Below are 23,287 nucleotides of genomic sequence, written 5' to 3'. Positions count from 1 at the left end.
TTTAGTCAACAAGTCCGTCCCCGCCTCATGCGCCAACGTCTTCCGAGCCTGTCCAACCTGCGTGCCTTCGACGCGGCGGCGCTGCATCTGAATCTGCGGCGCGCGGCGGCAGACCTGTACATCACGGAGAGCGCGGTATCGCGCCAGATCGCCTCGCTGGAAAGCCTGCTTGGCGTGCAGCTTTTTCACCGGGCCAACCAGCGCATCACGCTGACGGCGGCGGGGGTGCTCTATAGCCGCCAGGTGCGCGAGATGCTGCGCAAGCTGCAGCGCGACACGCTGGACGTCATGGCGCACGAAGGTGTGGGTGGCACGGTGGAGCTGGCCTGCGTGCCAACGCTGGCCGTCGAGTGGCTGATTCCACGGCTGCCGGGTTTCTATGCCCGCCACCCGCAGGTCATCGTCAACATCCGCGCGCAGTCGGATGTGTTCCTGTTCGAGGGCACGCCGTACGACGCGGCGATCCACTTCGGCGAGGCGGTCTATCCGGGCGCGCGAGTGGACCGGATGTTTGGCGAGGAGTCGGTAGCCGTCTGCCATCCAGACTTTTTTGGCGGCAAGAAGCGGGTCAGTGTCAACGACATCGCGCGATCGCCGCTGCTGCACCTGGTCACGCGCAGCTTCGGCTGGAAGCAATGGATGGAGGCTGCCGGCATTGACGATGTCAATGCGTTGCGCGGCGCGCGCTATGACCACCACAGCATGGTCATCAGCGCGGCGCGCGCGGGGCTTGGCATCGGGCTGGTGCCGCGTTTCCTGGTGGAGGAGTACCTGACGCGCGGGCTGCTGGTGACACCCGTGGCGCGATCACTGCGCGCGACGAGTGCGTACTACCTCGTGGTGCCCGACACGCAGCCAATGAGCGATGCGATGGGGCACCTGCGCGAATGGTTGCTGGAGGCAGCGGGCGAGTTCGTGGGCGTCGCGACGTAGAGGGAGTCTCGAGGGAACGACCTTATGACTTTGCGTTGTGACTTCGCGTTGCGCCAAGGCTTGAGTGCCGTATACGATGGGGTACGGAACATGGTCGTGGTCCCGGAAACCCATGCCAAGGTGTGGCTTTCCCAACTGGTGCACGTGTTCTAGTCTTGAAGACTGTCTCGCGCAGTCAGCGTCTGAAGCCATAACCATACTCACTCCCCCATGCCAAACGACCCGATCGAACCCCAGGCCGTCTATCAACCCATTACCCGCAGCGCGATCTTCATCGTCGCGACGCTGACGCCCGGTGCCGAGCACGCCGCGACCGTGCGCGCCTGGTGCGCGGATGTCGCAGCGCTCGTGCGGTCCGTCGGCAAACGTGTGCCGGGCGGCAACCTGTCATGCGTCTGCGGCTTTGGCACCAACGCCTGGGATGCGCTGTTCGGGGGCCCGCGTCCCGCATCGCTACATGCATTCCGCGAGTTCGGCGCCGGTGATCGACGCGCCGTGGCCACACGGGGCGATCTGCTGCTGCATATCCGCGCGGAACATATGGATCTGTGCTTCGAACTCGCGACCCAGTTGATCGGCCGGCTCGGCGCGGCGGTGACTGTGGTCGACGAAGTGCATGGCTTCCGCTACTTCGACATGCGCAGCATGGTGGGATTTGTCGACGGCACCGAGAATCCAGTGGACCGCGAAGCCGTGGATTTCACGATCATCGGTGACGAGGACCCATCGTTCGCAGGCGGCAGCTACGTGATCGTGCAGAAGTACCTGCATGACATGACCGGCTGGAACGAGCTTTCCGTCGAGGCGCAGGAGCGCATCATCGGGCGGACCAAGTTGTCCGACATCGAACTCGATGAGTCGGTCAAGCCGACGTGCTCGCACAGCTCGCTGACGACGCTGGAAGAGGACGGCAAGGAAGTGAAGATCCTGCGTGACAACATGCCGTTCGGCTCGCCCGGCAAGGGCGAGTTTGGCACCTATTTCATCGGCTACGCGCGCTCGCCCGCGCCAATCGAGCAGATGCTCGAGAACATGTTCGTCGGGCGTCCGCCGGGCAACTACGACAGGCTGCTCGACTACAGCAAGGCAGTCACCGGCAGCCTGTTCTTCGTACCGTCTCAAGCGCTGCTCGAAGCGCTCGCGGAACGCAACCCATAGACCGCGGGCCTGGACGATGATGGCGGCCTCGGCATGTCCGTCGAGGCCGAGTGCGAATCGGTGGATCCGACCGACCTGTTCGGCGAGCAGCCGCTGGGGCTGCCGGCCACTTCAGACGCCACTGCATCCGATTCGCACCAAAAAAACTGACCCTGTCATACTCCCGTAATACCCACACTAAGAGCATGGACTCCATCATTGTTCGTGGTGTGGGACAATCGCGCCCCATCGGGTAAGGGTTTTCCCGGTGTTCGCGTGAACAAGGTGCGCAATGAAATCGATCGACTGGAAGGACTGGGAAATCTTCTGCCGCGTGGTGGAAGGGGGCGGCTTCACACAGGGGGCCGAACTGGCCGAAGTCCCGAAGTCATCGGCGAGCGCCGCGGTGGCGCGGCTGGAAGGGCAACTCGGCGTGCGATTGTTCGAGCGGACCACGCGTCGGGTGCGCGTCACTCAGCGCGGCCAGCAACTATATGATCGCGTGGCGCCACTGTTCGGCGAACTGCGCGAGATCAGCGCGGAAGCGGCGTCCGTCAGCGAAGAGGTCAGCGGCACGATCCGCATCGCCACACCCTATGAAGTCGGTTCGCAGCACCTTTCGCCGACGGTGAACCGGCTGCTCAAGCTGCATCCCTCGCTGCGCGTGCAACTCGATGTGAGCTGGGACCAGCCAGACCTGATCCGCCACGGCTACGACCTGGCCTTCGTCATGACAGACACGGGGTTGAGCGATAGCTCGTTTGCCAGCAAGCGGGTGGTGCTGATCGAACGCGCGTTCTATGCCGCGCCGTCCCTGATTCGCGAGCGTGGACTGCCGCGCACGCCGCAGGATTTGCAGGGCTGGCCCACGGTCGGCAATCTTGACGATACGCGTTGGGAATTCCTGCGCGATGGGGTGGAAACCTTCGCCATGGATGTGGAACCCCGCATCTGCACGCACAACGCGGAAGTCCGGTTTAATGCCGCGGTGGATGGCCTGGGCGTGACGCGCCTGTCGCCGCGATTTGTGCGCGAGGCACTTGTGGAGGGCAAGCTCGTGCGCGTGCTGCCTGGCTACGCATCGTCCCCGCTGAAGGTCTATGTGCTGATGCCCGCCCGCAAGCTGATGCCGGCCAGCGTGCGCGCATTTCTGGATGCGCTCGAGGAAACGCTGGGTGTGCCGGAAACGCGTCGGCCCGGAGTGCGCGTGACGGCCGCAACGCGCATTGAGGAGCGCGCGGAAGATCAGAACGATGACGATGGCGAGCCCACCGTCATCACCCTCGACTGAGCGTCAGAAAGGCTGGTCGCCGCTGCGGGCGTCGAAGCCCAGCGTGTCGGCGATTTCCAGCATTTCGTCGTCGTCCTCGCTGCGCGTGATCCAGCCGGCATAGGCATCGCCGCCCGTATCCCAGTTCCAGAGCGTGTAGCCCGCCACGCGGAGCTGATCGGCCGCCAGCTCCATGAGTTCGGGCACGCTGGTGCCTTCGAGGAAATCCTCATCCTCGGTATCGTCGGTGCCCCAGTCGATCTCGAGATCGATACGCTCGCATAACTGGTTCAGGCAGCCGATAAAGGACTCCACGTCCTTCCAGTCGACATAGAAGCCTGATTCCCAGTCGATGATCTCCTTGATCTGAGAGAGCAATGCCTCCGCATCGACGTCGTCTTCCTCGGCGTCTTCCAGGGCTTCCTCTAGGAGCGTGAGCTGCCGTGTGGTCTGTTGCGTGTCGCCCAGGTTGATCAGCGCGAACAGCCGGCTTACGGCGTCCTGCGCATCGTCTTCCAGTTCTATCGCCATCTGTTCTCTCCTGCCGCTACCTTTCCGATTTCATTTTGCCCACGCGGTGTCACGCGCAGCGCGCGCGACGTGCTTGTAGGTTCTATCCAGCCGCGCGCCAGCATCGCCTGCAGCAGCGCGGCCCCGAGCGCCCCTCCCAGATGCGGCTTGCGCTCGCTCCAGTCGGGGCACGTGCAGGCGAACTGCCGCCGCTTGCGTCGCGCCGCATCCACGTCGATCCCCAACTGCCCCATGGCCTGCGTGCCATCTCCGGTCAGGTCGACCCGCGTGCCGTCCACGGCGATCCAGCCCGCCTGCGACATTCGTTCGAAAAGCCCCACAGCAAGTTCCCCGGCCAAATGGTCGTAGCAAGTTCGTGCCTGCTTCAGCGCAGGCGGCGTGGTGCGCGAAACGGGCACGGCACGCATGCGCGGCGGCTGACTGGCCAGCGACGCGGTGGCCAGCGCCTCGATGGCCACGCCAATTTCCGGCGTGGCAAGCCGATAGTAGCGATTGCGCCCGCGAGTTTCCACCACCAGCAAACCGCCTTCGGAGAGGCGGGTCAGATGTCCGCTGGTCGATGACGCAGACAATCCGGCGATCAACGCCAGTTCGCCGGCGGGCCGGGCGCTTCCGTCCATCAGCGCCCACAGCATCGCGGCGCGGCCCGGGTCGGCCAGCAACCCCGCAAGCTGGCTGATGCCAGGAGCGAATTCCATAGTTCATGCTTCCGTGAAGGGACGGATGCAGTATAGGGGAGTCGGGGGGGCCGCACTGAGCAGTGCAAACGAAGTCCTTGCTAGCAGACTATGTTCTTACTAGTAAATTAAGCTCTTGTGAAGAGACGAAATCGGCGCACGCGAAGCGACCGTCCTGGCGGTCCAAAAAGGACGCTGGAGAAACGTACGGTGGCGGGGACAGGCTGGATCGCGAGCGTTGCGACCTCATTTATGTCGATGATGAGCGGGCGCAAGTCATCGTCCTCCAAGGCCACGATTCGGACCGAGTCGAACGAGCCACTCCAGTCAAGAAGTGCAACGCCTTGACCACGTCGATTGGTAGCGATTGTTTCAAACGTGCTGTAAGTGCCGGGCCATTGTGGTTATCCGATAAGCTGATCGAGGAGGACCATAGTCGACCCTGAGCGGGCGTCGAAACTTCCCAAAAGCAGACGTTCTCAGGGCTTACCGGCTCAAGGTAGGGTAGGGCTTCGCCATCGCGCCGCTACGCACACATTTTGCGCGGGTGGTTGGTGTGAGGGCAAACGGGCGGTCCGGGCGATCCCACCCGCGTCCCCGCCCTCAAGCATCGCCCTTGTTCCGCCGATTTCTCGTGCAATGTACCTCCGCCATGTTGCGTGGCGGGTACTCCGCATCGGCGAGAAGAACAATGGGTAGGTTCGATAATTTGATTCCGAGCTTTGACGGCGAGGGCGACGATAACAGCCGCAATCACGGCGGTACGGCCGCCGGCGGACATCACTCCGCGGGGAATTACGCCGACAACGTCCCGTTTGGCGCCAGGCAGGGGCACGGTTTTGCCGCGGAGCGTGCAAATGACCTCTATGACCGTCTAACGGGCCGAGACGCTCAACTGGCGGGTGGCAACAACGCGAAGGACGGTCCTGATGGGATCGTGGACGGGAGTGTCATCCAGACCCAATACTGCAGATGCATTGAAGAGTGTTTCGACGGTGACCGCTTCCGGTACACCACCGACGGCAAGCCCATGCAGATCGAAGTCGCTTCGGATACATACCCCGAAGCGCTCGTCGAGATGCAGGAGCGGATCCGTAAGGGGCAGGTCCCGGGCGTAAAGAACCCCAAAGAAGCCGAGAACTTGGTTCGCAAGGGGAACTTCACGTACGCCCAAGCGAAGAACATCGCCCGTTTCGGCACCATCGAAAGCCTGACCTATGACGCGGTCAACGGCATATCGGTCGGTGGGTCGACCATGGGCGTTACCGCCATCATTACCCTGACCGTCAAGCTGTGGAACGGAGAACATACAAGCGGGATTTCGCCATCAAGCTGTGGTTGCCATTCGTCGAAGAACAAGTTCGCAAACGCGTGTACGTTGCGCTGCCGTCATCCAAGCAGCTTTCCGATTCGATCGTCCGGATAGCAGGGCAGATCGAACCCGACGAGCCATTTGCAGAGTACGCCAAGGTGGAGACCTTGGATGTGCCGGACGAGATCTATCGAAAGATCACTGGCAAGGGCGGCGAGCCGGCACCAAAGGTGCCTGCGCAAAATGCGATGCCCACTGGCGATGAATTAGGCAACAAGGACGTGCGTGAACTCATTCGCGAGCATTGGGGGGGGCGACGTGAACAAACTCGAGGCACCTCGGAACAAGGCTGCCAAGGAGGGCGCGTCCGAGGGTTTCTTCGCGCGGACAAGAGTTCGTGGAGCAAAATTGGCTGGGCAGTGGTCGCGCCTGCTCAAAATTCGCACACTCTGGCAAGGTGACAGCTCCGAAGGAGACTTGGATACGCCCATGTACGGGAGGGGGTAATGCGGTTTGCCACGTCGCTATCTGGAGCAAGGTCTGTCCACAAAGGAGATCGCGCGGCGACTGGACGCGAGTCTGCGCACCCTCCACTAATGGATCGACATAGGGCAACTCGATCGCTCACGGGATAACGAGTCACTGCGGTACAGATGCCGCCCGTCCGTGCCGCACAAGATCGAAGAGTTTCGCGGCATCATCACGGCGCGCCTGGCTGAATATCCTAGGTTGACCGCGATGCGGCTATTCGAGGAGATTTGCGCTGCCGGCTACCAGGGCGGCTATTCGCAGGTCAAGGACTTCGTGCGAGGAGTTCGCACAAGTGCCGTCTCCCAGCCAGTCGTGCGTTTCGAGACGCCGCCCGGACGGCAGGCTCAAGTTGATTTCGCCGCATTTCGGCTGCCGTGTGGCAGACGCTATACCTTGTTCGTCCGCTTCACTACGGTCGCTGCCATCTGGCCTATTCGCGTGCGGGGGCGTCGTGCGCCAGAGGCAGCTACCGACTCTTCTGGGACATCAAGCGTCTGAGGTGGATTGTCGGTAGCGCTTCAACACTCAGTCATTCACTCTGGTGTCTCAATGGCCGCCACGTTCCGACATGCCTGGCGCGGCGCTAGCACGGCCGGCTCTGCGCTCGTGTGAGCAGCACGTGCAATCGCGCTAGCGACGTCGTCAATCAAACCGACGTTGGAATCAAGTACACCGCTGACGGCATGACCTACGCCGGTCAAGACCAATTGTTCGACGTGCTCGGCGTGAACCGCGTTGCGAACGAGATCGCCCCCAATGGCTGCTGGTACCACGTCGTCTTCACTAGCCTGAATGACGGTAACGCGGCCAGCGAAGGATTGGATCGCCGAGAAGATCTCGGATCTTCGCCAACTCTCATGGTTGCGCAGAATCTCGGTGAATCTAGGGCCAAAGGCGACATCGAATGCCGCAGGGTCGTACGCGGCGCCGACAATGGTGACAAGTCCCGAAATTCTATGCGACGCTTGCCACCGCAAGACGCACCGCAATCTCACCGCTCATGCTCACACCGACAACCACGCGCGGCTCATCGGCGTCAACATAGCCTAACGCGTGGCAAGCTTCCGAGTATCGCTTTGCAAGCGAGCCAGGAGTTCTGGCGCTACTGTCACCGTGTCCCGAAAAATCGATGGCAACGGAGCCAACACCTTGCTTCGCAAGCGCAAGGCGCAAATGCAACCAACGCGCACGACTGCTGCTACCGGCGCCATGAAGGAACAAGCACTGCGTTTTTCCGTTCGCCGAAATACGGTCTGCGGCCAGGGTTTCGGTTCCTGCCTCAATTGCGAAAGTGTCTACTGAATGCATGTGCAGCGCATGAGCCTCTGTCGAGATTGCCGTTCAACGCTACTTCAGTGATCCGCCTTCGTCCCAAAATAGCCATGGCCTGAATGGTACGTTTTTTAGCTCCAGGCGTCAGACTTTGAGCTGAGCGGGGCTTGGTGGCTTTTCGCTCGGCCCCACTCCCATCACACAGTCACTTTGCTGTAGGCATCGCGAACTCAGCCCCACGCGCCGTGTCGTTGGGCCAGCGTTGCATGATGCTCTTCTGACGGGTGTAGAAGCGCACGCCTTCTTCGCCATAGGCATGCATGTCGCCAAACAGCGAGCGCTTCCAGCCGCCGAAGCCATGCCAAGCCATCGGGACAGGAATTGGCACGTTGATTCCCACCATGCCCACTTCGATGCGTCGGGCAAACTCGCGTGCGACTTGACCGTCGCGGGTGTAACAGGCGACACCGTTGCCAAACTCATGGCCGTTGATGAGCTTCACGGCCTGGGCGAAGTCGTCGACACGCACGCAGCCAAGAACCGGGCCGAAGATCTCTTCCTTGTAGATGCGCATCTCGGGAGTGACATTGTCAAACAGTGTCCCGCCCGTAAAGAATCCTTGCTCGTGGCCAGGAACCTTGTAGTTCCGTCCGTCGACGAGAAGCGTGGCGCCCTCTTCAACTCCCAGCGCAATGTAGTTTTCAATGCGTTCGAGTGCTTGGCCCGTGACGACTGGGCCCATTTCCGCGTCGGCCTCCATGCCGTTCTTGATAACGAGTTCGCGTGCTCTGGCTTCGAGCTTTGGCATGATCTTGTCGGCTACGTCGCCCACGAGCACTGCCACGGAGATGGCCATGCAGCGTTCGCCAGCGGAGCCATATGCAGCGCCGATCAATCCATCCACGGCCTGATCAATGTCCGCATCGGGCATCACCACCATGTGGTTCTTCGCACCGCCCAGCGCCTGGATGCGCTTGCCCAGCTTTGCGCCCGTTTCGTAGATATAGTTGGCGATAGGGGTCGAGCCAACGAAGCTCACGGCCTTCACGTCATCGTGGTGCAACAGTGCATCGACAACCGTCTTGTCCCCCTGAATGACGTTGAACACGCCGTCGGGAAGTCCCGCTTCCTTAAGGAGGCGAGCCATGAAGAGCGATGCCGATGGGTCGCGCTCGCTGGGCTTCAGAATGAAGCAATTTCCTGTGGCGATGGCGACCGGGAACATCCAGCACGGCACCATGCATGGGAAGTTGAACGGCGTGATACCCGCGACAACGCCGAGGGGCTGGCGCAGCGTCCAGTTGTCCATGCCCGTCGACACCTGATCAGTGAAGTCGCCCTTCAGCAGTTGAGGCACGCCGCAGGCGAATTCGATGATGTCGATGCCACGGCTGACTTCGCCTGCTGCATCGCTCAGTACCTTGCCGTGCTCGGCGGTGATGATCGCCGCAAGCTCGTCCTTACGTTGGTTCATCAGTTCCAGGAACTTTAGCATCACCCGCGCTCGGCGAATGGGGGGTGTGTCCGCCCACTTGGGAAATGCAGCTACCGCCGAGGCCACAGCGGCGTCGACGTCCTCGGCCGTGCCCAGGCGAACTTGGCGTGCTACTGCGCCAGTGGCGGGATTGAACACCGCCTGAGCGCGCTTGCCATTGCCTTCATACGGCTCGCCGGAAACGTAATGAATCACCTCGGAAGGGTTGGTGTAGGGCGCAGTCATGGGCGTCTCCTGTCAGTACTGGGCGGGGCGGAATTGCCCGTCGCGTTATCGATGGTTGGAGTGTATGGACCGAGTCGCCGCCCGGGTAGTCGCTCGAGAGCGAACTTACTGTTCAGGATTTTGATCTGCTGCCATGCTATAGATGTGAAACACGGTCGACTACATGTGCTGATTAGAGAGGTTCATGATGCGTAAAGAGCAGGTTGAGGAACTTTGGGAGCACCTACATTGGCTCGTCGTACTGCAGCAGCAGGGCAGCTTTAGTAAAGCCGCCGCGCGTCTCGGCGTTAGCAAAGCCTCCATGAGCCAGCACATTACGGATCTCGAGAAGGCGGCAGGTATCGCCCTGGTTCAAAGGACCACGCGTAGCGCTAGTTTGACCGACGCCGGTCGGCAACTGGTGGAGTCCATGCGTGGCGCATTCGAGCAGATTGCAACGGGGTACGCCAATGTCCGGGACCTTGCCGGGGCGCCGCGAGGCTTCCTGCGCGTGACAGCGCCGGTGGCCTTTGCGAGGCAGCAACTTGTGCCGTGTCTGCCTGACTTCTTGCGGAAGTATCCCCAGATTCAGCTAGAGCTGGATATGTCGGATCGCTTGCGGCCGTTGGCTCAAGAAGGCTTCGATATCGCCGTCAGACATACCTCCGCCCCACCGGAAACCCACGTCGCATGGACGTTGGCGGCGACGCGCGCCGTTCTCGTAGCTAACCGAGCATACCTGCGTAGCCGAGGAGCGCCAGAGACGCCGCAAGCGCTAGTCGATCATGCGTGTCTCCACTATCCACGGCGACAAGGAACGACCACTTGGACGTTTGTTTCGTCCGTCGCTGGCTCCGGCGGACGGTACGCTGATCCGGTGACAGTCCCGGTCACGGGGCCGCTAGCGGTGAACAACAGCGAAGCGCTGCGTGATGCTGCGATCGAAGGCTTAGGTATCGCGCTATTGCCGGACTTCAGCGCGCAATCTGCCTTGGAAACTGGCCGTCTTGTCGAGGTCTTGCCGCACTGGCGCTCCACCGGAGCATTTGGCGACTGGCTCTACGCCATCCGGCCTTATTCAGCGCACGCCTCGCGGGTCTCGCAGGTGTTTGTGGACTACTTGCGCGAGACGTTTTCAGAGGGCTTTACGTCCACGCCACCCACACTGATCTGAGATAGTGAGAAACAAGTAATCCATAAGCCATTTTTTGTTCTTTAGTTCAAAAAATATCAAGTAATAAATCATTGATTCAGAAATATCGATTACTTAAACTCATTTCAACTCAACCACAAAAGACTACGGCCGAAAAACGGCCGGGTACGGAGACAAATGCTCGGTTCCGAACTCGTCATTCGAGCGCTCGCGCGCCGCGGTGTCACTACGATCTTCAGCCTGTCTGGCAATCAGATCATGCCGCTGTATGACGCCTGCATCGATGCCAACATCCGCATCGTGCATGTCCGGCATGAAGCCGCAGCGGTGTTCATGGCAGATGCTTGGGCGCAGATGACAGGGGAGATCGGCGTAGCCATGCTCACGGCTGCGCCTGGAATCGCTAACGGCATTGCGCCGCTGTACTCGGCATCCCAAGCGGAAAGCCCGGTCCTGTTGCTCTCGGGCGACTCCCCCGTCTCTGAGGACGGGATGGGATCCTTTCAGGAACTGGACCAGGTCGCGATGACTTCGCCTTTAACCAAGTGGTCGAAGCGAGTAACCGACGCGCGGACCTTGGCTTCCGCGGTCGACACAGCGATCTCCATAGCGATGGCAGACCGCCGTGGCCCGGTTCACCTGGCGCTTCCATTCGATTTGATGACTCGCGAATCCGGGGTAGATGCTTTGCCTCAACAGATTCCGAAAACGCCGCCGGTGGAACCGGGGAGCGCGGCCGTTGAATCGATCGTAAACCTGATTGGTCAGGCACATCGACCGCTGGTCCTTGTGGGACCGTCGCTGTGCCGCGGGGCGAGCAAAGCTTCCCTGCGTCTGAGCAGCAAGGCATTGAGTGCTCCCATTGTGCCGATGGAGAGCCCGCGTGGCTTGCGCGATCCTTCCCTCGGCGCCATCGCCGAGGTAGTCGCGGAGTCGGACCTGATTGTGTTGTTGGGCAAACGCCTTGATTTCACGACTGGATTTGGCCGCGAAAACGTCTTCGGCAAAGCAGCACGGGTCGTCGTCGTCGATGCAGACGTCGAGATGGTACGGCGGGCAGAGCGGCTACTCGGTGACCGCCTGGTTGCCCGTTGCGTAGCGGACGTTTCCGCGACGCTGAATGCTCTGACGTCCGCAACTCATACTCCCCGCGGCGACCGGGGGGCATGGATGGAGCGTGTAGCGGCGACGAGCCTTGAGCGTGGCGCCCCGGCTTCCCCAACCACCTCCGGCATCCATCCTCGCGCACTTTGCGAGATGGTAGACGCCTTTCTGCGCAATGCCCAATCGCCCGTTCTTGTTTGCGACGGCGGTGAATTCGGTCAATGGGCGCAGGCGTACTGCAACGCTCCGACGCGGATCATCAATGGCATGTCAGGTGCCATCGGCGGTGGCATCTGCTATGCCATCGCGGCAAAGATCGCCCGGCCTGAGTCAACGGTGGTGTTGCTGATGGGTGACGGCACAGCCGGCTTCCATCTTTCTGAATTTGATACGGCCGTACGCGAACAGGCTGCAGTTGTGGCCGTAGTGGGTAACGATTTGCGCTGGAACGCCGAACACGTGATTCAACAACGCACCTATGGCGAGGATCGCCTGCTTGGCTGCTCTTTGAGCGCAACCGCTCGTTATGACGCTGCAGTGGCTGCCCTTGGCGGATTCGGGGCCTTGGTGGAGCGCCTCGACGAACTGGCCCCCGCCCTCGAAGCCGCCATCGACAGCCAGCAGCCCGCTTGCATCAACGTTCAGATGGAAGGACATCCAGCGCCGGTCTTTGCACGCAACCAGGTTGGCGCGTCAGCGCATTGAATGAAACGGGAGAAAGTGATGGAGGCGACAAAGGCCGCGCAACGCACGCTTACGGTACGCATTGCCCGCGGCACAGAGGAAGGAAACTTTGAGACGTATGAGGTGCCATGGCGCGAGAACCAGACCGTGCTTGATGTGGTGACCGAGGTGCAACGTCGCATTGATTCAACGTTGTCCTACCGCTTCGCATGCCGCGTAGGTGTGTGCGGGTCCTGCGCGATGACGGTGAACGGCAAGCCGCGCTGGACATGCCGAACCCACGTCAGTCGGGTCGAAGAGGATGGCGTGATTGTCATCGAGCCGTTGCGTAACATGCCGCGCATCAAGGACCTGGTGGTCGACATGTCGGAGTTCTTCGACAAATGGAAGAAGGCCGGTAGCACCTTTGTCGGCACCGCCACCCGTAACGACCCGCCTGCTGCGGTGTCTCCGCAAAGCAAGAAGCGAAAGATGGCGGATGCCGCTATCGAGTGCATCAACTGCGGCGTCTGCTATGCCTCCTGCGACGTGGTCGCGTGGGACAAGGAATACCTGGGGCCGGCGGCGCTGAATCGCGCGTGGACGCTTTTCAACGACGAACGTCACGCAGACCCGAAGGATGTGCTGAAGAAGGCAACCTCTGGTAGCGGATGCAATTCCTGCCACACGCAGGGAAACTGCATGACCCACTGCCCCGTCAGCCTGAGTCCGACTGGCAGCATTGCGGGTCTGAAGAAGAATGCACTGCTGCAGTTCCTGAAGGGAGGTGGCTGATCATGGAGCAGCGTCTCTTCGCCCTCCAGCGCCTAAGCGCGATGGTCATGGCGCCGTTCGTGCTCGTGCACCTTGGCGTGATTCTGTATGCGGTGCGCGGTGGACTGACCGCAGCAGAAATTCTCTCCCGCACACAGGGCAGCCTCCTCTGGATCCCGTTCTACTCGCTGTTCGTGGTGAGCGTGGCAGTCCATGTGCCAATCGGGCTGCGCAATATCCTGATCGAGTGGGCAAGGGTTGGCCGCAGCGCTGCATCGGTCTTCTGTTTTTTGTTTGGGCTGTTGCTGCTGTCGATGGGTCTGCGCGCCGTGGCAGCCGTGGGAGGGCTGCTGTCATGAAGTCTCCGAGAAATCACCGTGCATATTGGGCGTTTCTTGGGCACCGGCTGTCGGGTCTTGCGCTTGGCATCTTCCTGCCCGCTCACTTCTATGTCCTGGGTCTCGCACTTGACCAGCGGGACCGTATGGACGCCTTCCTGAAGTTTGCCGATATGGGCGCCGTCAAGTTTGGCGAATGGGGTCTGGTATTGCTCTTGTCCATTCACATGTGCTTTGGCCTACGACTGTTGGCGCTGGAGCTTCTCCCATGGAGTACCACGCGTGATGCGCGCTTGTCGTGGATCAGTTGGGGAGGTGCGCTTTCGCTCTTCATCGGCGCCATCTTTGCTCTGGGGGTAATCTGAAATGCAAATCGATAATCACAAGACAGACATCCTGATCCTGGGCACGGGTGGGGCAGGATTGTTTGCAGCCTTGCATGCCAAGAAGGCTAATCCCGCGCTCAAGGTATCCGTGGCTGTCAAGGGCCTGCTGGGAAAGTGCGGCTGCACGCGGATGGTCCAGGGCGGCTACAACGTGGCGCTGTCCACTGGCGATTCGATCGAGCGACATTTCATGGACACGATTGAGGGCGGCAAGTGGCTACCGCGTCAGGACCTAGCTTGGCGCCTCGTCGAAGGTGCAATCGAGCGCGTGCGTGAACTTGAGAATGAGATTGGATGCTTCTTCGATCGCAACCCGGACGGAACGCTGCATCAGAAAGCATTCGCAGGTCAGAGCTTCGATCGTACGGTTCACAAAGCTGACCTGACTGGCATTGAGATCATCAACCGCCTGATGGAGCAGGTGCGGGCGCTCGATGTGGAGGAGTTGGAGGAGCATCGGGCCATCGAGCTGATTCCGGCGGCGGATGGCTCGGGTATCTCCGGCGTGCTGTTCATCGATATGCGCCGCGGTACCTATCGATTTGTCCAGGCCAAGGCCGTTCTGCTGGCGACGGGTGCGGGCCCGACGATGTATCGTTACCACACGCCTTCCGGCGACAAGACCTGTGATGGCCTGGCGATGGCCATGCGCTACGGCCTGAGTCTCCGGGATATGGAGATGGTCCAGTTCCATCCGACGGGTTTGTTGGGCGGTCCCGATACCCGCATGACGGGTACGGTGCTTGAGGAAGGACTGCGAGGCGCCGGCGGTTGGTTAATCAATGGCAACGGTGACCGCTTCATGACCAACTATGACCCTCGTGGAGAGCGCGCGACGCGGGACGTGGTCAGCCGTGGCATCTACTCCGAAATGCGCGCCGGTCGGACTGGACCAATGGGGGGCGTCTATATCCAGATGAGCCATCTTGGGCCGGAGAAGGTCGCAAAGACCTTCCCAGGGATGGTTAACAGATGCAAGGATTGCGGCTTCGACCTCGCTGGCGGACGCGTGGAGGTCGTGCCAACCGCCCACTATCTGATGGGTGGCGTGGAGTTCGATGTCGATTGCAGTACTGCGTCTCCGGGCCTGTTTGCGGCCGGGGAAGATTGCGGTGGCGTGCATGGCGCCAATCGGCTGGGCGGAAACGGCGTGGCAAATTCGACCGTATTTGGCGGCATTGCGGGTGATTCCATGGCGGCGTATGTATCGAAGGTGCAGCACTGGAAGGAACCGGACAAGCGGGTCATCCTGAGCGGCGTCGAGCGCGCCGAGTATCCCTTCTCGAAGACGCCGGGCGCGATACACGAACTGCGCGATGTACTGGCGCAAACGATGTGGGATGACGTTGGCGTGCTGCGCAATGAGCAGGCGATGCGCCGAGGACTTTCTTCCATCGCTGGCCACCGCGAGGCCCTGCTAGCCATGGGCGTTCTGGATGGTGACCGGCGCTACAACGTCACCTGGCACGACTGGCTCAATCTGCAAAGCCTGGTGGACATGTCTCGGGTGATTACCGTATCTGCGCTCGCTCGCGAGAACAGCCGGGGAGCCCACGCGCGCGAAGATTTTCCGGAGCCCGGCGATCTGCACAGCAGTTGCTATACCCGCGTGACGGCAGATGGCGATGACATTCGCCTGGAAATGGTTCCGGTGAAGTTCAACATCGTTACGCCAGGCAAATCACTGATAACCGGTGAGGCCGGTCAACCCCCAAAAGTTGCAGCATAAGGACCGCTACGATGACCATCTCTATCGATCGGGTCGAGGAAGCCGCGCTCGAAATCATGAAACGCGCCGCGATCGAGATCCCCAAGGACTACAAGGAAGGCATCCAGGCATTGCAGAAAACGGAGACTGGCAAGCTGCCGCGATTCGTGATCCACGCGATGCAGGACAACTGGGACGCCGCCGACCAGGACCGCCGTCCAATGTGCGCCGATACTGGATTGCCTCGCTACTACGTGAAGGTGGGAAACAACGCGGCGGTGCAGCGCGGTTTCGTTGCAGTCGAGCGCGCTTTACGCAAGGCAACGGCAGACGCCACGCTGGCGGTTCCGCTGCGCCCCAATCGCGTGCACCCCCTCTGGCGCACTGATAACAACAACAACGTTGGCATCAATGCACCCGAGATCGAGTGGTCATTCGAACCCGACGCCGATTGGGTAGACATCACTACCGTCCACAAGGGCGGACTGTTCGGCACCGATTACCGGATGTTGTTTCCCGGGGACGGCATTGACGGGATCAGGCGGTTCGTGCTCGACACCCTGATTGCATTCGGCAAGCGTGGCCTGGCCTGCCAGCCAGCGATTGTTGGCATCGGCCTGGGCGGCTCCAAGGATACGTGCATGCAGCTTGGCAAGCAGGCGGCTTGCCTCCGTGTCGTGGGTGACCGCAATCCCGACCCGAAGATTGCCGAGCTGGAACTTGAACTCATGAAGCTCGGTAATTCGATCGGCATGGGTGCGATGGGCTTCGTGGGCTCGTCAATGGTGGTCGACTGTCATATCGAAGTAGGCCACACCCATACGGGAGGGATGCCCATCAGTCTCCATACGTTCTGTCTGTCTTCGCGACGTGCCACGGCTCGTATCCATGCAGACGGCAATATCGAATATCGCACGGACCCTCAGTGGTTCACCCCTTATCTGCGCAGGGAGACGGTCGAATGGTAAGCCCTCAAGATGATGAACTGAAAGTATTCCACATCAACCTGCCCGCGACAACGGAAGACATCGCCAAACTCGAACTCGGATCCGCCGTCTACTTGACGGGGGTAATTTATACGGCCCGGGAAGGCGTCTACAAAAAGGTGCTCGACGAAGGCCTGGAACCCCCGGTTGATTTGCGTGGGCTCAGCAATGTCAATTTTCATTGCTCACCAGCCGCCGCGCCCAATGAGGACGGGAGCTATAACGTTGGCGCCGTCACTGCCACTGCGAGCTTTCGCTTTTCCAAGTGGATACCGAAGTGGATGGAAAAGACGGCGTGTCGCATCTTCATCGGTAAGGGTGGCATGCCGGCTGACGACTACAAGCGGGTGCTCGCGCCTGGCGGGGCCATCTACCTCACGACCGTTGGCTATGGAACCGGGGCGCTGCTCGGCCGTGGCATCAAGCAGGTGAAAGACGTTTTCTGGCTCGACGAACTAGGCATCGCGCAGGCGATGTGGATGTTCGAGGTGGAGAACTTCGGTCCGTTCATTGTTGAGAGCGACCTGGAGGGCAACTCGCTGTTCGCGCAGCACGCCGAAGTCATCAACGCTGGGATCGAAAAGCTCTACGCTGGTCTCAAGCCACCGGCATTACACCGATACGGCGAAACGGATGACCGCAAGAACGAGGTGATGTAAGGACATTCTTGAACAGAGCTAGAGCCAGGAACACGACATGATCATTGATTTCAGACTCCGCCCTCCGGTTGGTGGCTTCCTCGATACGCTGATGTATGCGGCGGGTGAGCGCCGTGATGGCTTTACCCGCACTGTTGGCTTCGAGCCGTCGCCAGCCGCTCAACAGCAGTCTATGGAACTGCTGCTCAAGGAAATGGATGAGGCCGGTGTGGACAAGGGCGTCGTGGTTGGGCGTCTCGCCGGCACACTGGGCAGTGTTTCGAACGAGGATGTCGCGCGAATCGTGCGTGACTATCCGCAACGATTCATTGGTGCCGCGTCCATCGACCCGACGAACCGGGTGACCGCGTGCAAAACGATCTCCGACGCGGTCGCTAGCGGGTTCAAGGCCATCAATATCGAGCCGGGCTCTTACCCCATCCCGATGTATGCCGATGACAGGCGTCTGTACCCGATTTACGCTCATTGCGAAGATCTGGGCGTACCCGTGATCATGATGGTGGGGGGAACTGCTGGTCCGGACCTGAGCTACTCGGATCCCGTCAAAACCGACCGCGTTCTGACCGACTTTCCCAGGCTGAGCGTGGTCGTTGTGCATGGCGGGTGGCCATGGGTGACGGAAATCCTGCATATCGCATTCCGTCGGCCGAACATGTATCTGTCGCCGGACATGTACTTCTCGCGCATGCCAGGATGGGAGGAATACGTGAAAGCTGCGGACTCGTTCCTGGCCGACCGCATGCTGTACGCAAGTTCCTTTCCGTTTTGCCCGGTACGGGATTACAAGCAATGGTTCGAGACGTTGCCGATTCGTCGCGAGAACATGGAAAAGGTGATGGGCGGGAACGCCCGTCGTCTGCTGGGGATCTAGCCCGTGTGCGCAACGTCCATGCGGCAGAATGACGGCGCAACGCGCTAGCGGATTGAATCACATATCAATTTGTCAGACATGGACGTCAAAACCCTTTACACCCTGGTAGCCATTGCCGACCGAGGCAGCTTCGCCGAGGCGGGCAACGCCATCGGGCTCACGATCTCTGCTGTCAGTATGCAGATGCGTTCTCTTGAGGAAGAGCTGGGCATCACGATCTTCGATCGCAGTCGCAGACCGCCAGTATTGACGGACGCTGGGCTTGCGTTCACGAGTCGCGCGCGTGACCTCCTGACCCATTGGGAGAGCATGAGCGCGGCTCTCAAACGCGAAGCGGCCGGAGGTGTGCTTAAGCTCGGCTCCGTACATACCTGCGTTTCGGGCGTCTTACCGCTTGCATTGAAGCGGTTGCATCAGCAGGGGCACCGAATCGACATCCACCTCACCACGGGTCTGACCCATGATCTGGAGCGGGCGGTATATCGACGGCAACTGGACGTGGCTGTCGTTACCGAACCAGAGGTTCCGCGCCTGGACCTGCAGTTCATGCCTTTCTTTAACGAAGAGTTCGTGGTGATCACACATGCCACGACCAGAGGGGACTCGGACAAGGGGATTCTGGAGACAACGCCCTATGTCAGATTCAATCGCACCGCTCGCGTCGGACTTCTTGTCCAGGAGGAAATGGTGCGACGCCAGATTGCGGTACGGTCGACGATGGAGATCGATACGCTTGAAGGAGTGATCGCCATGGTGGCCAACGGTCTGGGCTCGTCAGTCGTGCCGGCTCGAGGTGTCGAGAACGAGTTCCCGGCATCTATCCGTACCATCCCGTTCGGCTCGCCTCCGTTGATGCGTCGCCTTGGTATCTTGGTCCCTCGCGATAATCCTCGTGCACATCTTTCGCACTTGCTTTTGGAAGCGCTGGCCGATGTGACCAAGCCGAGCATTACGCCGGACGACGGGCGACCGAAATTGGTACAGAAGAGCTAATCATGGCGACGTTCCGATTCTCCCTCCGGCAGTTGGAGCTGTTCTCGATAGTGGCGAGGACGGGATCAACTTCTGCCGCGGGAGAAGAGGCAGTGCTATCGCAGTCGGCCGTGAGCGCGGCCGTCAATGAATTGGAGCAGACGCTAGGGGTGACCCTATTCGATCGCGTCTCGAAGCGACTCGTACTCAATGATGCGGGGCGCGCACTCCAGGAACGGGCAACCCGACTCATATGGGACGCGCGTGCAATTGAACGGGATTTTTCTGGCGGGCATCCGCCCTGTCATCTGAGGGTCGCAGCGAGCACGACCATTGGCAATTACCTTATTCCGAGGATTCTGGCGTACTACCACGCCAGTTATCCGGAGTGTCGGGTGGACACGCAGATCGGAAATTCGCACGAAGTCATCCGGTTGGTTTCCGAAGCACGCGCCGATGTGGGAATCATTGAGGGGCCAAGTCCAGCGGCGGACTTGGTCAGCCATAAATGGAGCGACGACGAATTGATTATCGTTGCATCGCCTCACGACAGGCTCGCTGTGACACAAACAGAATCCGGTCAACCGGTTTCCCGTGAGCAGCTTCAGGAGGCAAACTGGCTTTTTCGGGAAGAAGGGTCGGGGACTCGCGATGCGGTGATGAGTGCCTTGTTTTCTTACCTTGGGCCGCTCACTCCTCAGACCGTATTGGGAAGTTCCGAGGCGATCAAGTATGCGGTGGAGCTTGGCCTGGGCATCAGTTGTTTGTCGCGGATTCTGGTGCAGGGCATGTTGGACAAGGGGGCCATAATTGAATTGCGCACTGACTTTCCTCGGCTGATACGACCGCTATCCATCGTGTCGCATCCGGCGCGGCCGCCTTCGGTTGCCATGTCTGAGTTTCTGAATCTGTTTCGAACGGGATAGCGAAAATCAAGTAATCACAATTATCAAATCACATCCAGAAGGATGTGGGTGGGATTATTTTGTCATAAAAAAGATAAGAACTTTAATTGCTATATATAAGTTCCATATCTCGTTTCCGTTTTATTGAATTTGTAATTAGGATTAAAAAAATAAAGCAACGCACACGATAGTCGTCAAATCATGGCGACGCCACAAAGGAGACAACGATGAACTCACGAGACACAGGCAATGCCATTGGCAGTTGGCTAGCGGGAGGGCGGCGGTGGTTGCGTCGCATACGCCAGAATCCCATCGTTAAGGAGCTGTGCCAGGACGCGGATGCCCCGCGGTACAAGACATCGACTGCCGTGGCCATGTTTGCGTTTGCCATTGCGCCTTTGGCGATGGTGCCTGCTCACGCGGAGGAGTGGCCGAACAAGCCGATCCGACTCGTTGTTCCGTTTGCGTCGGGTGGAGCAACGGACCTTCTGGCTCGTGCAGTTGCTGTTGAGCTGGGCAAACAGTGGAAACAGACAGTTGTCGTGGATAACCGACCGGGCGCCGGCGGCGCGGTGGGGGCGGAAGCGGTTGCCAAATCTGCACCAGATGGCTACACGCTCTTGCTCGCGTCGGGAAGCATGTTCACGGTCAATCCGTTCATTTATCAGAAGCTCCCGTACTCAGCCGAGAGTTTCGAGATGATCAGCAAGATTGCCAGTGGGCCGATGGTGCTGACGGTGAACACCAAGGTACCGGTGAAAACGATGGCTGAGTTTATCAGCTACGCCAAGGCCCACCCTGGCAAGCTGACCTTCGCGTCGGCGGGTAATGGCAGCCAGGTGCACATTGCTAACGAGGCCTTTGCCGAGGCCGCAGGAATCGAAGTGGTGCACGTGCCGTACAAGGGCGAAGGTCCGGCGTACTCAGACCTCATGGCGGGAACGGTTGACATGACCGTGGGCAACATCAATGCCATCTCACCGCTGCTAAAGGGCAACCGTCTTCGCGCGCTGGCGGTGACTGGCAAGGAACGATCCCCATTGCTGCCCGACGTACCGACCACTGCTGAGGCGGGTCTGCCGGGATTTACGTTTTATGGATGGTTCGCACTGATGGCTCCGGCGGGTACGCCTAAGGAGCTCATCACGAGGATGTACGCCGATCTGGAGAAGGCCACCGCAGGGCCAAGTATGCAGCAGTATCTCTCTGCGCAAGGCATGACCAGGACACTGACGCCAAAGGGTCAGCTTCCCCAGGAAATCGCACAAGAATCGGGCCGGTGGAAGCAATTGGTCGCCAAGCGAAAGATCTCCGCCAACTAAACGAACCGACCCCTCATCCTCCGGCGCTTGACTGGAGGGCGCGGCTCACAAGCAGAATCGCACGATCACGTGGCAGTGTTCGGTACTGCCACAGTCCTGGCGAGGAGACAGTCGAATGAATAGGATTGTCGGAGGATGCATCAAGGCGCTTGGCATCTGTGCCGCCGTAATCGGAACCACGGTGGCCGGGGCCGCACCTGCGGCGGCACAAGCCTATCCCAGCCGCCCCGTCACAATCGTGGTGCCCTTTGCGGCCGGAGGCGACGCGGATCAGTCCGCGCGGAACCTCTCCGTTACCGCGTCAGCACTGCTGGGCCAGCCCGTAGTTGTCATGAATCGCCCTGGGGCCAATGGCGCGATCGGTTCGCAGATAGCTAAGGATGCGAGTCCGGATGGATATACGTTGCTGCTGGCTCGGGTCGGCTCTCAGGTTCTCCTGCCGGCTATCCAGGATTCCGGACTTGCTTACAAGTGGAATGACTTTACGTTCATTGGCCTGCTTGAGTTGAATCCGGTGGTATGTGTTGTGCACCCGGACTCCAAGTTCAAGACGCTTGCAGACTTGGCGGCGGAACTTCAGGCGCATCCTGGAAAGCTCAATTACAGCGCGTCGGGCCCCGCCACGGTACAGAACCTCGCTCCACAGTTGTTGCTGCAGAGTCTCAATCTGAAGCCAAACGGAGCGGTGAACGTGAACTATAAGGGTGGAAACGAAGCTGCACTGGCAGTCATCTCCAAAGAGGTGGACTTCAGTTGCAACAACCTAAGCTCCATGGCGGGCCTGGTCGCAGGTCGCAAACTGCGTGCTCTAGTCACGACGACTCCAGAGAGGCTGAAGCAGTTCCCAGACGTTCCCACAGCGAGGGAAGCAGGCTTTCCAAAGCTGGAAGCGGTGATCGGGTGGAGCGCGTTGTATGGGCCCGCCAAGATGCCGCCGGACATCGTCAAGAAGTGGGCTGGTGTCCTGAAATCGGCATCCACGGACACCCGATGGATCTCCGCGAATGCGACATACGGTGGCATTCCAAGAGTTCTGACACCAGAGGAGACGGCCAAGTACGTTTCCGAGAACTTCAGCGCGTATCAGTCGCTCGCGAAAAGCGCTGGGATCAAGATGCAATAGGCTTCGGAACGCATTCCAAAAACAAATCGGACAGCCATGGGGATGGAACACTACGCAGTGCTTGGGGCAACCGTTGCGGGAGCCTACACAGTATTTGGACTCACCGGTTTCGGCGCGGCGATGGTGGCCGTGCCGATTTTGGTGCAGTTCATTCCCTTGCAGTTCGTGGTTCCTATGCTTCTCCTACTCGATCTGGTGACGACATTGATGGTTGGAATGCGCAACTGGAGTTCAGTGTCACGGCCGGAACTGCTTCGCCTGATTCCCTTCATGACGGTGGGTGTAGTACTAGGTACGACGGTGCTCGCGAAGATCGAATCACGTTGGCTCCTGGTCGGCCTCGGTCTCTTTGTACTTGTGATGACGGGACGGGCCCTCCTGATGTCCTCGGCCCGAGCGGAAGAGGAGGTGGCAAGGGGGTGGTCCGTACCTGCCGGCGTAGTCGGGGGCGTATTCAGTGCGCTGTTTGGAACAGGAGGCCCCATCTACACGATGTATCTGTCCCGCCGGCTTCCGCAGATTGATGCATTTCGTTCCACAATCGCTGCCGTCATTCTCTTTAGTGCACTGGTACGCCTGGCAGCTTTTGCGAGCAGCGGGCTGCTGCATCAAGGAGACTTACTGCGCAGCGCCGCGTTCGCGATGCCGTTCAGCCTTGTCGGACTTGCAGTCGGATCGCGCTTGCGCAAAAGAATCTCTGCGGACAACGTGCGACGTGCCCTGTTGATATTTCTTTGCGCCAGTGGCGTTTCGGTGCTTTGTCGTGGCCTATCGATGCATTGAGATAAGAGCACATGATCAACCCCATAGAAGGGTTCGAGGCCGAATGCATGACAATTTCGACTATCAAGGTCCGGTTGCTGTTGCAGCGGATACGGAGCGCTATCTGGCCCACTGGAGCGCTGCAGTGCCGGGTAGTACTCGTTGTTCCGTTCGACCGCGCACCACGGAGGAGACCGTC

The 23,287-nt window shown here is 59.9% G+C and carries 24 protein-coding genes; 20 read left to right on the top strand and 4 right to left on the bottom strand.

Annotated elements, in window-relative coordinates; genetic code table 11:
- The first annotated feature begins 27 nt into the window (after positions 1 to 27).
- The 3 genes from B2246_RS10865 to B2246_RS10855 all read left to right on the top strand — a co-directional run bounded on the left by B2246_RS10865 (position 28) and on the right by B2246_RS10855 (position 3,361).
- Entirely contained in the window at positions 28 to 933 is a 906-nt protein-coding gene (locus tag B2246_RS10865) for a LysR substrate-binding domain-containing protein (RefSeq protein WP_286880426.1), read from the top strand.
- A gap of 210 nt (positions 934 to 1,143) precedes the next feature.
- Positions 1,144 to 2,091, top strand: coding sequence for a Dyp-type peroxidase (locus tag B2246_RS10860; RefSeq protein ID WP_008651394.1), 948 nt, complete (start codon positions 1,144 to 1,146; stop codon positions 2,089 to 2,091).
- A 271-nt stretch (positions 2,092 to 2,362) separates the two neighbouring features.
- On the top strand, positions 2,363 to 3,361 hold the full coding sequence (locus B2246_RS10855; protein WP_008651395.1) for a LysR family transcriptional regulator: 999 nt from the start codon (positions 2,363 to 2,365) through the stop codon (positions 3,359 to 3,361).
- Positions 3,362 to 3,364: 3 nt separating this feature from the next.
- On the opposite strand, the gene B2246_RS10850 is transcribed toward B2246_RS10855, so the two are convergent.
- Positions 3,365 to 3,871 carry a DUF6630 family protein gene (locus tag B2246_RS10850; protein WP_008651396.1) on the bottom strand — a complete coding sequence of 169 codons (507 nt, stop codon included), beginning with the start codon at positions 3,869 to 3,871 and terminating at the stop codon, positions 3,365 to 3,367.
- On the bottom strand, positions 3,862 to 4,569 hold the full coding sequence (locus B2246_RS10845) for an ArsR/SmtB family transcription factor (RefSeq protein ID WP_035884446.1): 708 nt from the start codon (positions 4,567 to 4,569) through the stop codon (positions 3,862 to 3,864). Before B2246_RS10845 ends, B2246_RS10850 begins: the two co-directional genes overlap by 10 nt.
- 670 nt (positions 4,570 to 5,239) lie before the next feature.
- Between B2246_RS10845 and B2246_RS10840 the strand changes: the two genes are divergently transcribed.
- The 3 genes from B2246_RS10840 to B2246_RS10830 all read left to right on the top strand — a co-directional run bounded on the left by B2246_RS10840 (position 5,240) and on the right by B2246_RS10830 (position 6,889).
- On the top strand, positions 5,240 to 5,974 hold the full coding sequence (locus B2246_RS10840; protein ID WP_286880422.1) for a hypothetical protein: 735 nt from the start codon (positions 5,240 to 5,242) through the stop codon (positions 5,972 to 5,974).
- Positions 5,920 to 6,321 (top strand): hypothetical protein, encoded by a 402-nt coding sequence (locus B2246_RS10835; RefSeq protein ID WP_286880419.1) that lies wholly within the window; start codon positions 5,920 to 5,922, stop codon positions 6,319 to 6,321. The genes B2246_RS10840 and B2246_RS10835 overlap by 55 nt, the downstream gene beginning before the upstream one ends.
- Positions 6,322 to 6,526: 205 nt before the next feature.
- Complete coding sequence (locus B2246_RS10830; RefSeq protein ID WP_286880416.1) at positions 6,527 to 6,889, top strand: hypothetical protein; 363 nt, start codon at positions 6,527 to 6,529, stop codon at positions 6,887 to 6,889.
- A gap of 456 nt (positions 6,890 to 7,345) precedes the next feature.
- Here the strand turns inward: B2246_RS10830 and B2246_RS29155 are convergent, their stop codons facing one another.
- Positions 7,346 to 7,699, bottom strand: a complete 354-nt coding sequence (locus tag B2246_RS29155) for an alpha/beta fold hydrolase (protein WP_411860098.1) — start codon at positions 7,697 to 7,699, stop codon at positions 7,346 to 7,348.
- Between the two features lie 169 nt (positions 7,700 to 7,868).
- Positions 7,869 to 9,383 (bottom strand): CoA-acylating methylmalonate-semialdehyde dehydrogenase, encoded by a 1,515-nt coding sequence (locus B2246_RS10825; RefSeq protein WP_008651402.1) that lies wholly within the window; start codon positions 9,381 to 9,383, stop codon positions 7,869 to 7,871.
- A gap of 187 nt (positions 9,384 to 9,570) precedes the next feature.
- On the opposite strand from B2246_RS10825, the gene B2246_RS10820 reads away from it, so the two are divergent.
- The 14 genes from B2246_RS10820 to B2246_RS10755 all read left to right on the top strand — a co-directional run bounded on the left by B2246_RS10820 (position 9,571) and on the right by B2246_RS10755 (position 23,109).
- Positions 9,571 to 10,536: a LysR family transcriptional regulator gene (locus tag B2246_RS10820; RefSeq protein ID WP_035884529.1), complete on the top strand. Its 966-nt coding sequence runs from the start codon at positions 9,571 to 9,573 to the stop codon at positions 10,534 to 10,536.
- 156 nt (positions 10,537 to 10,692) lie between these two features.
- Entirely contained in the window at positions 10,693 to 12,324 is a 1,632-nt protein-coding gene (locus B2246_RS10815) for a thiamine pyrophosphate-binding protein (RefSeq protein ID WP_286880414.1), read from the top strand.
- Between the two features lie 18 nt (positions 12,325 to 12,342).
- Positions 12,343 to 13,077: a succinate dehydrogenase/fumarate reductase iron-sulfur subunit gene (locus B2246_RS10810; RefSeq protein WP_035884452.1), complete on the top strand. Its 735-nt coding sequence runs from the start codon at positions 12,343 to 12,345 to the stop codon at positions 13,075 to 13,077.
- 2 nt (positions 13,078 to 13,079) lie between these two features.
- On the top strand, positions 13,080 to 13,415 hold the full coding sequence (locus B2246_RS10805; RefSeq protein WP_008651409.1) for a hypothetical protein: 336 nt from the start codon (positions 13,080 to 13,082) through the stop codon (positions 13,413 to 13,415).
- On the top strand, positions 13,412 to 13,759 hold the full coding sequence (locus B2246_RS10800; RefSeq protein WP_008651411.1) for a succinate dehydrogenase cytochrome b subunit: 348 nt from the start codon (positions 13,412 to 13,414) through the stop codon (positions 13,757 to 13,759). The genes B2246_RS10805 and B2246_RS10800 overlap by 4 nt, the downstream gene beginning before the upstream one ends.
- Before the next feature lies 1 nt (position 13,760).
- On the top strand, positions 13,761 to 15,509 hold the full coding sequence (locus tag B2246_RS10795) for an L-aspartate oxidase (protein ID WP_286880409.1): 1,749 nt from the start codon (positions 13,761 to 13,763) through the stop codon (positions 15,507 to 15,509).
- An 11-nt stretch (positions 15,510 to 15,520) separates the two neighbouring features.
- On the top strand, positions 15,521 to 16,456 hold the full coding sequence (locus tag B2246_RS10790) for a fumarate hydratase (RefSeq protein ID WP_008651414.1): 936 nt from the start codon (positions 15,521 to 15,523) through the stop codon (positions 16,454 to 16,456).
- On the top strand, positions 16,450 to 17,133 hold the full coding sequence (locus tag B2246_RS10785; protein WP_008651415.1) for a fumarate hydratase C-terminal domain-containing protein: 684 nt from the start codon (positions 16,450 to 16,452) through the stop codon (positions 17,131 to 17,133). The genes B2246_RS10790 and B2246_RS10785 overlap by 7 nt, the downstream gene beginning before the upstream one ends.
- A 37-nt stretch (positions 17,134 to 17,170) precedes the next feature.
- Positions 17,171 to 18,004: an amidohydrolase family protein gene (locus tag B2246_RS10780; protein WP_008651416.1), complete on the top strand. Its 834-nt coding sequence runs from the start codon at positions 17,171 to 17,173 to the stop codon at positions 18,002 to 18,004.
- Positions 18,005 to 18,082: 78 nt separating this feature from the next.
- Entirely contained in the window at positions 18,083 to 18,997 is a 915-nt protein-coding gene (locus tag B2246_RS10775) for a LysR family transcriptional regulator (protein WP_008651417.1), read from the top strand.
- Positions 18,998 to 18,999: 2 nt separating this feature from the next.
- Complete coding sequence (locus B2246_RS10770) at positions 19,000 to 19,902, top strand: LysR family transcriptional regulator (RefSeq protein WP_286880403.1); 903 nt, start codon at positions 19,000 to 19,002, stop codon at positions 19,900 to 19,902.
- A gap of 206 nt (positions 19,903 to 20,108) precedes the next feature.
- Positions 20,109 to 21,203: a Bug family tripartite tricarboxylate transporter substrate binding protein gene (locus tag B2246_RS10765; RefSeq protein WP_008651419.1), complete on the top strand. Its 1,095-nt coding sequence runs from the start codon at positions 20,109 to 20,111 to the stop codon at positions 21,201 to 21,203.
- Between the two features lie 115 nt (positions 21,204 to 21,318).
- Positions 21,319 to 22,326, top strand: coding sequence for a Bug family tripartite tricarboxylate transporter substrate binding protein (locus B2246_RS10760; protein WP_008651420.1), 1,008 nt, complete (start codon positions 21,319 to 21,321; stop codon positions 22,324 to 22,326).
- A 42-nt stretch (positions 22,327 to 22,368) separates the two neighbouring features.
- Positions 22,369 to 23,109 carry a sulfite exporter TauE/SafE family protein gene (locus B2246_RS10755; protein WP_008651421.1) on the top strand — a complete coding sequence of 247 codons (741 nt, stop codon included), beginning with the start codon at positions 22,369 to 22,371 and terminating at the stop codon, positions 23,107 to 23,109.
- Positions 23,110 to 23,287 lie beyond the last annotated feature (178 nt).

Origin of the sequence: Cupriavidus sp. UBA2010 (genome assembly GCF_002335265.1) — a bacterium.
GTDB classification, from domain to species: Bacteria; Pseudomonadota; Gammaproteobacteria; order Burkholderiales; family Burkholderiaceae; genus Cupriavidus; species Cupriavidus metallidurans.
Note: the sequence above shows the minus strand (reverse complement) of the source record. Positions and strands in the feature narration are given on the sequence as shown.

Excerpts from the sequence above, each read along its gene's own strand:
- B2246_RS10865 (WP_286880426.1), top strand. The coding sequence starts at position 28 with ATGCGCCAACGTCTTCCGAGCCTGTCCAACCTGCGTGCCTTCGACGCG.
- B2246_RS10860 (WP_008651394.1), top strand. The coding sequence starts at position 1,144 with ATGCCAAACGACCCGATCGAACCCCAGGCCGTCTATCAACCCATTACC.
- B2246_RS10855 (WP_008651395.1), top strand. The coding sequence starts at position 2,363 with ATGAAATCGATCGACTGGAAGGACTGGGAAATCTTCTGCCGCGTGGTG.
- B2246_RS10850 (WP_008651396.1), bottom strand. The coding sequence starts at position 3,871 with ATGGCGATAGAACTGGAAGACGATGCGCAGGACGCCGTAAGCCGGCTG.
- B2246_RS10845 (WP_035884446.1), bottom strand. The coding sequence starts at position 4,569 with ATGGAATTCGCTCCTGGCATCAGCCAGCTTGCGGGGTTGCTGGCCGAC.
- B2246_RS10840 (WP_286880422.1), top strand. The coding sequence starts at position 5,240 with ATGGGTAGGTTCGATAATTTGATTCCGAGCTTTGACGGCGAGGGCGAC.
- B2246_RS29155 (WP_411860098.1), bottom strand. The coding sequence starts at position 7,699 with ATGCATTCAGTAGACACTTTCGCAATTGAGGCAGGAACCGAAACCCTG.
- B2246_RS10825 (WP_008651402.1), bottom strand. The coding sequence starts at position 9,383 with ATGACTGCGCCCTACACCAACCCTTCCGAGGTGATTCATTACGTTTCC.
- B2246_RS10820 (WP_035884529.1), top strand. The coding sequence starts at position 9,571 with ATGCGTAAAGAGCAGGTTGAGGAACTTTGGGAGCACCTACATTGGCTC.
- B2246_RS10815 (WP_286880414.1), top strand. The coding sequence starts at position 10,693 with ATGCTCGGTTCCGAACTCGTCATTCGAGCGCTCGCGCGCCGCGGTGTC.
- B2246_RS10810 (WP_035884452.1), top strand. The coding sequence starts at position 12,343 with ATGGAGGCGACAAAGGCCGCGCAACGCACGCTTACGGTACGCATTGCC.
- B2246_RS10805 (WP_008651409.1), top strand. The coding sequence starts at position 13,080 with ATGGAGCAGCGTCTCTTCGCCCTCCAGCGCCTAAGCGCGATGGTCATG.
- B2246_RS10800 (WP_008651411.1), top strand. The coding sequence starts at position 13,412 with ATGAAGTCTCCGAGAAATCACCGTGCATATTGGGCGTTTCTTGGGCAC.
- B2246_RS10795 (WP_286880409.1), top strand. The coding sequence starts at position 13,761 with ATGCAAATCGATAATCACAAGACAGACATCCTGATCCTGGGCACGGGT.
- B2246_RS10790 (WP_008651414.1), top strand. The coding sequence starts at position 15,521 with ATGACCATCTCTATCGATCGGGTCGAGGAAGCCGCGCTCGAAATCATG.
- B2246_RS10785 (WP_008651415.1), top strand. The coding sequence starts at position 16,450 with ATGGTAAGCCCTCAAGATGATGAACTGAAAGTATTCCACATCAACCTG.
- B2246_RS10780 (WP_008651416.1), top strand. The coding sequence starts at position 17,171 with ATGATCATTGATTTCAGACTCCGCCCTCCGGTTGGTGGCTTCCTCGAT.
- B2246_RS10775 (WP_008651417.1), top strand. The coding sequence starts at position 18,083 with ATGGACGTCAAAACCCTTTACACCCTGGTAGCCATTGCCGACCGAGGC.
- B2246_RS10770 (WP_286880403.1), top strand. The coding sequence starts at position 19,000 with ATGGCGACGTTCCGATTCTCCCTCCGGCAGTTGGAGCTGTTCTCGATA.
- B2246_RS10765 (WP_008651419.1), top strand. The coding sequence starts at position 20,109 with ATGAACTCACGAGACACAGGCAATGCCATTGGCAGTTGGCTAGCGGGA.
- B2246_RS10760 (WP_008651420.1), top strand. The coding sequence starts at position 21,319 with ATGAATAGGATTGTCGGAGGATGCATCAAGGCGCTTGGCATCTGTGCC.
- B2246_RS10755 (WP_008651421.1), top strand. The coding sequence starts at position 22,369 with ATGGAACACTACGCAGTGCTTGGGGCAACCGTTGCGGGAGCCTACACA.